Genomic DNA, 13,252 nt, shown 5'->3' with positions numbered 1-13,252 from the left:
TCAACATGAACCTGCTCGAGATGATCGGCGACGGCGTCAACATTAAGCCGACCGGTGCCAACCACAAGATCGTGATTGACGGCAAGCCCGAGATGTATCCCGTTTACAGCATTAAGCTCGAGTTGTTGCGCTACAACGTGCAGAACGACCGCATCGCCTCGTGGATTAGCCGCTATAAGGCCGAACATGGCGAGGGTGCGTTTAATGAGCTGGACGTCGCGGCCTGCAACGACATCATTGAGGGTTTTATCGTCGACAGCAACAAGGATGCTATCGAAAAGACGCAGCGTAGCATTGCCCTGCGTTCGCAAGAGCGTCCCGGCGTGGTGCTGGCCGACGGCCTGATCGTCGACGGCAACCGTCGCTTTACCTGCCTGCGTCGTCTTGCCGCCGAAAACCCAAGTTTTGGCTGGTTTGAGGCTGTCATTTTGCCTGAGAGTCTGGGTAACGATTCCAAGAAGATCAAGATGCTGGAGCTTTCGATCCAGCATGGCGAGGAAGAGAAGGTCGGCTACGACCCGGTCGACCGCCTGGTGGGCATCTACAACGACATCATCAGCTCCAACTTGCTCTCGAAGGAGGAGTACGCCCAGTGCATTGGCGTTGAGCCCAAGGAGCTCGAGAAGGAGATTGTAAAAGCCCGCTATATGAACGAGTTCCTGGAGTTTGCCAACGCCAAGGACCAGTTCCACCTGGCGCGCGAGCTCAAGGTTGCCGGCGTTATCAACGACCTACAGGGCGTCCTTAAAAAGTGCAAGAGCGACGAACAGGAAGAAGACGTTAAAAACATCGTCTTCGCCAACATGATTGCCGAGCCGCAGGGCGACATCGTGCGCTTTGTCCGCAAGATGAAGCCGATTCTGGAAGGCCCCGATGCGGACCGCTTTATCGAGCGCGAAAACGAGCTGGCCTTTGAGGTTGCCGAGCGCCTAAAGAACAAAGAGATCGTGACCTCGACCGACATCGCCGAGATTCGCGACGATGTTCAACTGGCGACGGCCTTCCGTGAGGTTATGGAGTCGGCCGAAAACACCACCAAGATGAACAAGGCCCTCAAGTCGCCTTCGCTCTCGATCATTCGCGCCATCAGGGATCTTGATCAGGTGGAGGAATCGACCTTTGGCTTGCTGCCTGCGGACGAGATTGCCAATATCGCCGCCGAGGTCGCCAAGCTCGAGGCAAGGGTGCATATGATCAAAGACAAGATTGCGTACAAGATGGGCGGCGAGGAAGCCTAAATGATACTGCGCCTCTCGTATAGCGACGGCATTTCCGTCGTGCCGCTCGACATGACGGTTGAGCAGCTGCGTCGCGAGCCGGTTTGGAAGATTCGGCTTTCGGCGCTGCGCCGCTATGCACCGAGCTATCGAGAGGCGGACGTGCTCTTTCCGCTGGCGATTGACGACCCGGGCGCCAAGCGCATCGTTGAGCTGCTGCAGCAGGCGGCAAGCTTTGGTGTGGAGTGCCAGGTGGACCCGGACTTGCTGCGAGGCCTTACGGCACGTGAGGACTATCTGCGCGAGAAGGCGCGCGTGGGCCTGCTGATCAAGGCGCACGATGAGTCGGTGGCCGATCGCTTTGATGAGTTCTGCCGCGCCGAGGACACCCTGATGCAACGCCCACTTAAGGACCGCCAGCTGTGGGACGCGTTCTTTATGAGCGCCATGGGCCGCAGCGCCAACTTCTCCGTTCCCGGTTCGGGCAAAACGGCTTCGGTCCTGGGCACGTTTGCGTACCTGCGCGAGCGCGACCTGGTCGACCGCATCATCGTGCTTTCGCCCAAAAACGCTTTTGGCTCGTGGCGCGACGAGTGGGCCGCCTGCTTTGGCGCCGACCGCCCGCTGCGTTCGCTGTGCTTTCACGACCCCGAGTTTCGCGGTCGTTCCACGCGCGACAAGTACAGCACTCTGCTGTTTGACTACAAGCGCTACGACATGATCCTGCTCAACTACGAGTCGGTCGCGCTGGGGGAGGCGGCCGCGCGCATTGCGGCCGATCGCGCCCTGGTGGTGTTTGACGAGGTGCACAAGGTGAAGCGTGTGGGCGGCAAGCGCGCAGCGAGTGCGGTGCAGATTGCCGCGGCGGCGCCGTACTTTATCGCGCTCACGGGTACGCCGATCCCCAACTCGTTTGAGGACCTGTACAACCTGCTCCATTGCCTGTGGCCGCGCGACTACAACTGGTACTTTGGCATGAGCGCCAATGCCCTTAAGTCGACGAGCGAGGATGACGTTGAGCATATCAACGAGTCCATCGCGCCGTTCTTTTGCCGCACCAATAAGCATCAGTTGGGCGTGCCCCAGGCCAACGAGGACCATCTGGTCGATGTGCCGGTGGAACGCTGGGAGCAGCAGCTGTTCCAAAAGGTGCTGCGTACGCTTTCGGGCGAGCCGTTCGAGATGATCATTCGCCTGCTGCAGCTTTCGTCCGATCCGCGCATGCTGGCCGAGGACCTGAGCGCCGGCGACTATGCCGACCTGTTTGACGGCGAGGTGCAGACGGGGGCGGGCAAGGCACTGGAAGGTCTGCAGGTGGATGACCGGCCCACAGCCAAGATGGTCGCCTGCCTGGATCTGGTCGCGTCGCTGGTAGCCCAGGGCAAGTCAGTCATCGTGTGGTGCATCTTTAAGCGCAGTATTCGTAATGTGGTGCACGAGCTGCGCGAGCGCGGCATTACGGCCCGTGCCATCAGTGGGTCGACCGATATGCCCACGCGCGCCCGCATCATCGATTCGTTTAAGGCGGGGGAGACGAGCGTGCTGGTCACCAACCCGCACACACTGGCCGAGTCAGTCTCGCTCCACAGCGTGTGCCACGACGCCGTCTACTTTGAGTGCAGCTACAACCTGGTGCACCTACTGCAGTCCAAAGACCGCATTCACCGCCTAGGTCTGCCGCAAGAGCAGTACACGCAGTACCACTACCTGCGCGCTGTGTACGAACGCCGTGGCGGGTCCTGGTCGCTCGACCGCAACATTTACGAGCGATTGCAGCACAAGGAACAGGTCATGCTCGACTCGATTGACCGCGGCACGCTGGAACCCGGCTATACCGACGAGCGTGATCTGGAGCTGGTGTTTAAGGGCCTGTTTGACGACGAGGGCCAGCGGAGCGAGGTTAGCGATCAAGGCGTCGCGGACGATATGCAAGAACCCAAGGAGATGTAACGATGCAGAAAGCCTTTCCCATCTTTGCTATGGAGCTGTTTTGTGACGGCTGGCTGTTTTTGGAGCATTCCGATGTTACCTGGGACGGGTCGTCGCATGCTCTTAAGCGCGTTCGTATCAACGCGGACAAAAGCGAGTGGCTCCTAAGCCGTGCGCGCGAGCATTTTACGGATGTTCCGAGCAACATCGATTTATGCCAGTACGTCGGCACCACGCTAGAAGAGCTCGAGAAGCATACTGAGTTGGTTGTTCCCCGCGACGATGTTTCGCCCCGCCTGCAGCTGCTCTTTGAAGGTGACCTGACGCCTATCACGCTGGTACAGCTCATGTGCGTGGGCGATTGGCTTTCGGTGCGGCAAACAAGCGAGGATACGATTTGCGTTGCCTATGACGAGCGCCTGGCGCAGCAGATTTCCGGGTTTGGCTTTCTTATGCGGCGCTTTCGAGCGGTACTTTGCTCGCAGAGCGCGATGCTGAGCAGCAGCGTGGTTGCCACAGTGCTCGAGGCAAGGCCAGCGACGGAGCCGGGAATCTGCGCGTTTTTGGAGATGGATGATCCGCTGCCTGTGGAGCCCGAGGCAGGGGCGGTTGTTGAGCCCCAGGTGGAGCCCGGGCCCGAAGTGGAACCTGTGCCTGAGTCTGAGCCCGAGCCCGAGCCCGAGTCGGAGCCCGAAGCAGCGTCTGGGCCTGAGGATTCTTCTGAGCCCGAGCCTGAGCCCGAGCCCGCGCAAACGCCAGAACCTGCATCGGAGGCTGCTCCCGATCCCTCGGCGAAGGAGCAGGAAAAGATGCGCATTGCGCGGGAGGTAAAGACTGCGCGCGACAAGATGGAAGAACTCGATAAGTCGCGCGAAACCCTGCTTACCCAGCTGCTGGTATTACGTCGGGAGTATCAAAAGCTTTCCGGCGAGCGCAACTGGGAAGCGTTTACCAGGATTGAAGAAATCGGCAAGCAGATTAAGGAAATGAGCGGCCAGATCGATCAGCTCGATAAGCAGCTGAGCGACGCGCGCCTTGCCTACGCCGAGACGCGCGCAGCGTCGCTGCAAGCGCTTAAGGAGCTGGGGCAGTAAGGCAGCAACAACCGTCACGACCCCGTACTTAAACGGTATGATTGGAAGCATGTTTGCATCGCCCCGATGCAAATAAAAAGGCCCGAACCCTTGGAGTGTGTCCTGTGGATAACACCGAAAAAATATCACTGGGAGGCGTGCTCACGCGCGAGCAGTTTTTGCTGCCCGAGATGCGTATCGTCGCCGCGTTGCGTCTTGATGGCGTGAGCGACGACGAGATCATCGCGCGCGTTAAGCACGACAACCTGTTTCAGTATCCCACCGAGCGCATGCTGGCCGACCGCGCCCGCGTGTGCCTGCGCCGCTTTGATGCCGTATCGCTCGACGAGACGCAGTGCTCTGCCCGCGGTATCGACAAAGACACCGCCGATCAAGCGGTCACGCGCATTATGGATCTTGTCGCCAACGGCATGCCCGATCAGGCTGCCCAGGCCAACCTGTTTGCCATGATGTGCCGCTACACCATGGTCCGCGAGCTCATCCAGGTGGAGATTGGCGAGCGCATGGCCAGCTTCGACTACAACTTTACCGACGTTGACCTCAACGCGTTTGTCACCCGTTTTCAGGTTGAGCATGCCGAGGCCGTCAAATGGTCCGATGCTACGCTGGGCCGTATAAAAAGCACCCTGCGCCAGATCTTGCGTAGCGCCGGTTTTAAGGCATCGCAGCGCACCGACGCGCTCCAGCCCCTGCTGCTCGACCCCGATGTAGAGCAGGCCATCCGCGACCTGGGCGACAGGGACGCCCTGGCCGCACTCACCGGGCAGGTGATGTAGACATGGCAATAAACCAACCGCACATTCGCCCGCGCAACCGCGCCGAGCGCATACATGAGGACTTTGACCATCGCCGCGAGGCGCTGCGCGAGCGCCTGCAAGACCAGGATTTCTTGGCCAACAAGGGCATCGGTAACGAGATTGGCTTCTATACGTTTTGCTACGATCCTTCGCTGGAGTTTGAGTGCCGCGCCTATGTGGACGAGCTCGTGGCAGATGCCCAGGCCGGCAAGCTGCCGTGCAATCTGGAGGTCTTTAACCTGTACGACGTGATGCTCGATATCTGCGAGCAGCGCCGTATTTTGCGTGCGATTCCCCGGCGCGAGGCAAAGGTCGGCTCGGAGGCCCAGATCAAAGAGCTCCAGAAGCCCTGTAGCTCCAAGAGCTTTGCCCAGTACCTCTTGGAGCATACCCAGCCGCATCAGCCCGGCGACGTGATCTTGCTCACGGGTGTGGGCGAGGTCTTTCCGCTACTGCGCGTGCACAACCTGCTCAACGACATGCTTGCCGATTTTGGCACCGTGCCCGTCGTCGTCATGTATCCCGGCAGCTTTGATGGCCGCCAGCTCAAGTTGTTCAACAAAGAGAACGCCAGCAACTATTACCGCGCGTTCGATATTTCTTAGGAGCGACAGATGATTATCCAAGACCTGTTTTCCAAGGACATCAACCGTTCCATCAACGGCGTCGTCAAGGTGCAAGACGCCAGCGACGAATCGGTGCGCCAGGAGCTTGACGAGTACGTGGTGACGCGCGAGCTGCAGGGTCATTTTGCGCACTTCTTCGAGGCGTACGATAAGGCGCTCGACGTTCCCACCGACAACATGGGCGTGTGGATCAGCGGCTTCTTTGGCTCCGGTAAATCGCACTTCCTCAAGATGCTCTCGTATCTGCTGCAAAACGATGAGATTGCCGGCAAGCGCGCCGTCGACTACTTTGATGGCAAGATCTCCGATCCCATCGTAGCCGCCAGGGTTCGTCGTTGCTGCGAGGTTCCCACCGAGGCGATCCTGTTTAACATCGACAGCAAGGGTGGCCAGTGGAAAGAGGGCGACACCTCGCGCACGGCCCTGCTGCGTGCCTTTGAGCGCGTGTTCTTTGAGCACCTGGGCTTTTTTGGCGAGGATCTAAAGCTCGCACGCCTGGAGCAGCATATCGACAGCAAGGGTAAGACGCAGGAGTTCCGCGCTGCCTACGAGAGCATTGACCACGGCAACTGGCTCGAGGACCGCGAGAGCTACAGCTACTTTGAGGACGACATCGTCGAGGCCCTGCAACAGGTCCTGGGCATGAGTGAGCAGGCCGCGCGCCACTGGTTCGACGGTACCGAGGACGATGCCATCGCTGCCGACACCTTTGCCAAGATGGTCAAGCAGTATGCCGACAAACGCGCCGAGGAGTGCGGCGGCGAGTTCCGCCTGCTGTTCATGGCCGACGAGGTGGGTCAGTTTATTGGCTCCGATGCCGACATGAGCACGAGCCTTATGCTGTCGCTGCAGACGCTCGTCGAGGAGCTGGGCAGCCGTTGCGGTGGCCGCGTATGGGTCATGGTGACCAGCCAGGAGGCCATCGACGAGGTCGCCATGATCGTGGGCGACGACTTCTCCAAGATTCAGGGCCGCTTTAACACGCGCCTTTCGCTCTCCAGCTCCAGCGTGGACGAGGTCATCCAGCGCCGCGTGCTGCAAAAGAACGATGCCGCCTCGGCAAAGCTCCAGCAGGACTATGAGGCCCAGAGCACCGTGCTCAAAAACGTATTCTCCTTTGACGGTTCGCGCGGCGACCTGATTGGCTATGCCAGCCGCAACGACTTTACGGCCAGCTACCCGTTTGTGAACTATCAGTTTAAGGTACTGCCCGACGTTATGACCGAGGTGCGCAAGCACGGCGTCAAGGCCAAGCACATGTCCACGGGCGAGCGCTCCATGCTCTCGGCCTTCCAGGAATCGGCCCAGGCCATTCAGGACCAAGAGGTAGGCGCCCTGGTGCCGTTCTGGCGCTTCTTCGATACCATCGCCAAGGACCTGGAGCACGGCGTGATCCAGGTGGTCACGCGCGCCGAGCGCGCAGCCGAGGATGGCCATGGTCTTAAGACCGAGGACGTTAAGGTCCTAAAGCTGCTGTACCTGATCCGCTATATCGACTACATCAAGTCCAACGTCGAGAACATCTCCATCCTTATGGTCGACGGCATGGATGTGGACAAGGCCGCCCTTAAGGACCGCGTTAAGGAATCGCTTAACCGCCTGGTATGCGAAAACTACGTGGCACGTCAGGGCGATGCGTACAACTTCCTCACCGACGAGGAGCAGGATATCTCGCGCGCCATCAGCGAGACGCCGGTAGATGCTGCCCTGATTATCGAGGGCATTAAAAAGTCGCTCTTTAGCGGCATCTATACGGCTACCAAGCTGCGCGTGGGCGCCAACGACTTTCCCTTCGACCGCTATGTAGACGACTCGGTCTATGGTGTGGCCCAGGGCGGCATGAAGCTCAACGTAGTCACGGTGGCAGATGACCTCTCGCGTGCCGACGACGCCGAGCTCGCCGTCAAGTCGGCAAATATCGCGCTGGTGGTGCTGGCAGACGACATCGACTACTTCGACGATCTGCAGAATGTGGCTAAGATCCGCAAGTACCGCAAGACCATCAACACCGAGGCCCTGGCGCCTTCGACTCAGCAGATTATCCAGGCAAAGATGAAAGAGGCTACTTTCGTTGAGCGAGAGGCAGCCAAACTGCTGGAGGAGGCCGTGCTGCATGCCCGTGTGGCTGTGAATGGTTCCATGGTTAACATTCGCGCCACCAAGCCCGCCGATGTGTTTGACCAGGCCCTGTCAAAGCTGACGGATGCCATCTTTACCAAGGCCGACTACATCGCCGACCCCGCCAAGACCGACGAGGACATTCGCGCCACGCTGCGCGGTGCCAACCAGGTGGCGCTCGACGGCCAGAGCTCCCAGAACGCCCGCGCCGAGAAGGAGGTCGCGGACTTTTTGCATGCCCAGACGCGCCTGTCGCTCAATACGACCATGGGCGACCTGCAGCGTAAGTTCCAGGGTGCCCCCTATGGTTGGCGCGAAATCGACATTGCCAACGTGGTGGCGCAGCTGGTGGTCTCGCAGCGTGCGACCATTACGGCTGCCGGCGCCAATGTTGTCCCCACCGACCTGCGTATGGTTACCTTCCTGCGTAAGGACGCCGACAAGGCCCAGGTACGCGAGCGCGTTAAGATGAGCGACGAACTCATTAAGAAGGTCAACAGGGTGCTGCGCGAGGTCTTCGATGCCAAGCGTGAGATTTCCAACGAGGACGAGCTTACCGCCACCGTGGTCGAAACGCTTAAGGACTTTAAGAGCGAGTGCGTGGAACTCACCAACAACAACTTTACGGGCCTGGCCCCGGCCTATCCGTATCCGGGCCTAAAGGTGCTGGAAGATGGCATTACGCTGACCACGCGCCTGCTGGACAACCAGAACGATGCCCAGACGCTCTTCAATGCCTTTGTAAAGGCGCAGGACGATTTGGACGAATGGAAAGAGGACTACGACCAGGTCGTGTTCTTCTTTGAGAGCCAAAAGCCCGTTTTTGATAGTGCCGTTGAGTTTATGGGCCTTATGAAGGACGAGGGCTTCTACATGGACTCTAACGCCCAGGCGGTTGAGGCCAACAAGCGCATCGAGCAGATTCTTAAGAATCCGCGTCCATACCGCGAGGTCCGCGAGCTCCACGAGCTGATGGAGCCCGTCATGGCTGCCCATAAGCAGATGGTCGATGCCAAGCGCAAGGAGATGCTGGACGACATAACCGCACAGATGGCCCAGGTGCACGAATATGCCCAGGGCCAGGACGGCTACGCCAAGCTGGCCGAGCGCGCCATCGAGGACGCGGGCCGTATGGCTAAGTCGTTTGAGAGCCGCGTTCACGCTGCCACCAAGGCGAGCGAGCTTGCCGCGCTTAAGCAGCAGCTGATTGAGTATTGCGATCGCGCATGCGAGAACATCGATAAGGCTATCGATGAGGAGAAAGCCCGTCAGCAGCGCGAGAGCCGCCACAAGGAAGTTACGCCCAACGGTGAGATCGTTACCACGATCAATGACAACGACAAGGACGCCCCGGCGATCGCAAAGCCTGAGCCCGCTCCTGCTCCCAAGAGGATTAAAAAGCTGCGCCTGGCCGAACTGGGCGAGCGCAAAAAGCTGGAGAGCGAAAGCGATATTGACGCTTATCTTGCCCAGCTCCGCGCACGCCTGCTTGCCGAGCTACAGGGCAACGGCGCCATCCGCCTGAGCTAACCAAGAGCCGCTGGGGAAGGGGAGACCGCCATGAACGATACCGCCATCAAGAACTACTGCATCTGGGCCCGCAACGAGCTCATCGCCGGCGTCGAGGCCCGCATGAGGCTCTACGGCGTGGCCGGGGGCGCCGAGCCCGCCGGCGCCGCGGCGGTGGGCGGGCGCGCCCTGTCCCCGGAGGAGACCGAGTGGCGCGACGCGCTGCTGCGCGCAGGGGCCGAGGAGGGCCTGGAGCACCTGCGCGACCGCGCCGCCTACACCTGGTTCAACCGCATCGCCGCCGTGCGCTACATGGAGGTCCACGACTTCCTGCCCAGCCGCGTGCGCATGTTCACCCGCCCCGCCGCCGACGGCTCCTGGGAGCTGGGCAGCCAGGCCGCGGACGAGGCGCTCGACGTGGAGATCGAGGGGGCGGACCCGGTGCGCGTCGCCGAGCTCAAGCAGGCCGGCGAGGACGGGCCGCTCTTCCGCTACCTGTTCCTGGCCCAGTGCGCCGAGCTCTCCGGGTGCCTGCCGGGCGTGTTCCAGCCCGTGGACGAGTGCATGGCGCTGCTCCTGCCGGCCAACCTCATGGATACGGACGGCGTCATCGGCCGCATGGTGGGCGACATCGACGAGGCCGACTGGGAGGACGTCCAGATCCTGGGATGGATGTACCAGTACTACAACTCCGAGGTCAAGGACGCCTTCTTCGCCTCCAAGGCCAAGGAGACGCCGGACACCATAGGCCCCGCCACCCAGCTGTTCACGCCCGACTGGATCGTGCGCTACATGGTGCAGAACTCGCTGGGGCGCCTGTGGATGCTCAACAACCCCGCAAGCCCCCTGCGCGCCGAGATGGAGTACTACATCGAGCCCGACGAGACGCACGAGGACTTCATCAAGATCGGCGGCCCCGAGGACATCTCCCTGTGCGACCCGGCCTGCGGCTCGGGCCACATCCTGGTCTACGCCTTCGAGCTGCTGGCCAAGATGTACCTGGAGCGCGGCTACCGCGAGCGCGAGATCCCCGGGCTCGTCCTGTCGAAGAACCTGCACGGCATGGAGATCGACCCCCGCGCCGCCCAGATCGCGCGCCTGGCCCTGGCCATGTGCGCCCGCGGGCTGGACCGCCGCTTCTTCGGCCGCGGCGTGCAGGCCGACATCGCCGTGCTCGCCCCGGTGGCGCTGGGGGAGGGCGACGTGCCGCAGGGCAGCGCGCTCGAGAAGAGGAAGGACCTCCTCGACGCCCTGGCGCACCTGGACGAGGCGGGATCGCTGCTCGCCCCGGGCGAGGGCGACCTCGCCGCGATCCGCGAGGCGATAGAGCTCACCGGTTCCGACGGCCTGTTCGGCAGCAGCTCGAGGGAGAGGCTCCAGCGCGCCCTTTCCACCTGCGAGACCCTGGCCCGCCGCCACGACTGCGTGGTGGCCAACCCGCCCTACATGGGCAGCTCCAGCTTCGGCCCCTTCATGTCCAAGTGGGTCAAGAAGAGCTACCCCGACGTCAAGAGCGACCTGTGCACGTGCTTCATCGAGCGCGGCTTCAACCTGGCGAAGGACCGCGGCTACGCGGCCATGATCACCATGCAAAGCTGGATGTTCCTGGGCAGCTTCGAGAAGATGCGCTCCTCGCTCATCGAGGGCAAGTCGATCCTTTCCATGCTTCACCTGGGCCCCCGCGCTTTCGACGCCATCGGCGGCGAGGTCGTCAACGTCACGGCCGACGTCGTCTACAACGGTCAAGCGGCCCTCGAGGGCGCCTACATGCGTCTCGTCGACACTAACGGAAGCGAGGCCAAGTGCCAGAAGGCCCTCGAGGCGATCCAAAACCCCGACTGCGGCTGGTTCTACCGCCGCGACGCCGAGACCTTCAAGCAGATCCCCGGCACCCCCATCGCTTACTGGGCTAGTGATGGGCTCCTCTCTGCCTTTTCGTTGGGTCACTCTATTGGCGAATATTCGGACTATACGGGATCTCAAAATAAAACGGGTGATAACAATTTGTACCTGCGCTTGTTTTGGGAGGTTAGCGCGCGCTCTATTGGGCGTGAAGGTTCGTGGGCTACCTATTCGAAGGGTGGTGACTTTCGTCGATGGTTTGGCAATCTTCATTGGCTAGTTTCAGTCAGAAAAGACGCAATTGACTTCTACCGGAGTAATCCGACCTCCAATTTGCTCGCGTCAAACTACTGGTACAGTGAAGGCGTTTGCTACACGATGCTGACATCAGGTAGGCCGAGTTTCAGGTTATTGCCGCCAACGGGCGGATTTGATATGGCGGGCCCGTGTATTTGCAGCCTGGGTGAAAAACAGAATTGGGCTTTAGGTTTTCTCAACTGCTCTATTGCCGCCGATGTGCTTAGCATGCTTAATCCCACCCTTAATATGCAGGCTAGGGACATTAAGGCCCTACCGATGCTTATTTCCGATAAACATAAAGATGCGGTTGACGATTTGGTCGACAGCAATGTGTCTATCTCCAAATCCGATTGGGATTCACTTGAAACTTCATTGGAATTCAAACGTCATCCGTTGATTTAGCATGGAGGTATAAGTGGATTGCTCAGTTTTAGCGTCTGTTGTGCCAAGCTTTGTTGGTACCGTTATTGGTGGTCTAATTGCCATAATGGGTAATTATTTTGCCCTAAAGGGGGAGCGGAATAACCAATCGTTTAGTCGTATCGAAGACAAAAAACTACATGTCTACGAACGAGCAGTTGGTTACGCAACACAATTATCTCAATCTCCGATGTGCTACTTAGATGATAACTTTCGAAATAAAGTTTTGATGCTAGGGGGGCATGGTCCGCACACACGGTGGACCTGAATGCATTTCGGCTTATAAAAAATTTGAAGATTGCCTTATGTCCGCATATGCGTCATATAAAGCAGAGTCTGATGAATTAGATTCTCAATTCTTTGCAACTGTCCCCGTCTATGACTCGGATGGCGTTCTTTTAGACTAGGAGGAGAGATTCGTGGTCCCGTCATACGATACTTATGAACATCAATACTTGAAGCTTAGGGTGTCATTCCAGCCTATCGGCGAGGAAACTCAGTGCCTTCTTGAAGACCTTGTTTCAGCCGTTAGAAATGAGTTTCCTTCGATTAAAGATAATTAAATCCGTTTCTCAAGGTTAATACTATTGGCCATATCTTACTTTGAGCATCAGTTTTGGAGGCCGTTGGCAATGCCGAAAACCGAAGCGAAAAAACTTAAATACATGGCGAGAGATCTTGTTATTGTCGAAAAGGATTCATTCCCAATTATGGATAGATATCCAATCGAGCAAATATCTGATCTGGTTTATCGCCGAATAGAGAAGCTTGCTTGCTGGTTTGTGCTGCGAGCTCCAATGACTGAGGTTACGAAGCTTGCCAATCCTTCTTTAATCGATTTGTTCAAGACTGATATCGATCCAAAGAAGGGTGCCCGATCGATCAATAAAACTGAGTTAGAGAAAGCATTCCTTGTCCCACTTGACTTGGACTGTACTCAATTTGAATTCGTGTACACGCGGCTGTCAATGAGAGGGTTGCTTAATGAGAAGAGCCTTTTCGTTAATGACGAAACCGTCTTTTCTGATCGGACCGAGAGGTGCGTTTGCTTCGTCGGTAAAAACGACGCAGGGAAAGAGGATTCTTGTATTGAAAGTATCTGTAGACACGTTCGGAATGGCTTCGCGCACGGTCGTATTGCCATCGAAAACGACAACGATGATCCATTGATTTTTATTGAAGATGGTTTAACCCCGAGTGGCGTTGACTATGAAGGAGAAAAACCTGCTGGCCAGAAGCTAGAAATTCGTTTCCGCATGGTTATCAAGTTGTCAACTCTCGAGCAGATTTATCGAATGCTAATGGATGACGGGGCGCGTCTGTGAGCTGCTACAACGTGTTAGTCATGAAAAAGGAAAGCCGGGGATATTTCTCAACCACTTCGTGGACCCTCTATTCGA

General features: G+C 58.5%; 8 protein-coding genes. All 8 read left to right on the top strand.

Going from position 1 to position 13,252, the window contains the following annotated elements; all coding sequences use genetic code 11:
• Positions 1–5: 5 nt before the first annotated feature.
• Positions 6–1,238, top strand: a complete 1,233-nt coding sequence (locus FYJ40_RS02815) for a hypothetical protein (protein ID WP_154515706.1) — start codon at positions 6–8, stop codon at positions 1,236–1,238.
• Positions 1,239–3,167 carry a DEAD/DEAH box helicase gene (locus FYJ40_RS02810; protein ID WP_154515703.1) on the top strand — a complete coding sequence of 643 codons (1,929 nt, stop codon included), beginning with the start codon at positions 1,239–1,241 and terminating at the stop codon, positions 3,165–3,167.
• A 2-nt stretch (positions 3,168–3,169) separates the two neighbouring features.
• A complete protein-coding gene (locus FYJ40_RS02805) occupies positions 3,170–4,240 on the top strand; it encodes a hypothetical protein (protein ID WP_154515700.1) in 1,071 nt (356 codons plus the stop codon).
• 104 nt (positions 4,241–4,344) lie between these two features.
• On the top strand, positions 4,345–5,016 hold the full coding sequence (locus tag FYJ40_RS02800) for a DUF1819 family protein (RefSeq protein WP_154515697.1): 672 nt from the start codon (positions 4,345–4,347) through the stop codon (positions 5,014–5,016).
• 2 nt (positions 5,017–5,018) lie between these two features.
• Positions 5,019–5,642 carry a DUF1788 domain-containing protein gene (locus tag FYJ40_RS02795; RefSeq protein ID WP_154515694.1) on the top strand — a complete coding sequence of 208 codons (624 nt, stop codon included), beginning with the start codon at positions 5,019–5,021 and terminating at the stop codon, positions 5,640–5,642.
• Between the two features lie 9 nt (positions 5,643–5,651).
• On the top strand, positions 5,652–9,311 hold the full coding sequence (gene brxC, locus FYJ40_RS02790; RefSeq protein WP_154515691.1) for a BREX system P-loop protein BrxC: 3,660 nt from the start codon (positions 5,652–5,654) through the stop codon (positions 9,309–9,311).
• A 30-nt stretch (positions 9,312–9,341) separates the two neighbouring features.
• The gene (gene pglX, locus FYJ40_RS02785; RefSeq protein WP_154515688.1) at positions 9,342–11,834 is read left to right on the top strand and encodes a BREX-1 system adenine-specific DNA-methyltransferase PglX; all 2,493 of its coding nucleotides are present in this window, start codon (positions 9,342–9,344) and stop codon (positions 11,832–11,834) included.
• Between the two features lie 650 nt (positions 11,835–12,484).
• Positions 12,485–13,177 carry a hypothetical protein gene (locus tag FYJ40_RS02780; RefSeq protein ID WP_154515685.1) on the top strand — a complete coding sequence of 231 codons (693 nt, stop codon included), beginning with the start codon at positions 12,485–12,487 and terminating at the stop codon, positions 13,175–13,177.
• Positions 13,178–13,252 lie beyond the last annotated feature (75 nt).

The sequence above is a fragment of the Collinsella sp. WCA1-178-WT-3 (M1) genome (assembly GCF_009696325.1).
Lineage (GTDB): Bacteria > Actinomycetota > Coriobacteriia > Coriobacteriales > Coriobacteriaceae > Collinsella.
This window is presented reverse-complemented; position numbering and strand designations above follow the sequence as displayed.

Coding starts and splice junctions, on each gene's coding strand:
- pglX (WP_154515688.1), top strand. CDS start 9,342: ATGAACGATACCGCCATCAAGAACTACTGCATCTGGGCCCGCAACGAG.
- FYJ40_RS02780 (WP_154515685.1), top strand. CDS start 12,485: ATGCCGAAAACCGAAGCGAAAAAACTTAAATACATGGCGAGAGATCTT.
- brxC (WP_154515691.1), top strand. CDS start 5,652: ATGATTATCCAAGACCTGTTTTCCAAGGACATCAACCGTTCCATCAAC.
- FYJ40_RS02805 (WP_154515700.1), top strand. CDS start 3,170: ATGCAGAAAGCCTTTCCCATCTTTGCTATGGAGCTGTTTTGTGACGGC.
- FYJ40_RS02810 (WP_154515703.1), top strand. CDS start 1,239: ATGATACTGCGCCTCTCGTATAGCGACGGCATTTCCGTCGTGCCGCTC.
- FYJ40_RS02795 (WP_154515694.1), top strand. CDS start 5,019: ATGGCAATAAACCAACCGCACATTCGCCCGCGCAACCGCGCCGAGCGC.
- FYJ40_RS02815 (WP_154515706.1), top strand. CDS start 6: ATGAACCTGCTCGAGATGATCGGCGACGGCGTCAACATTAAGCCGACC.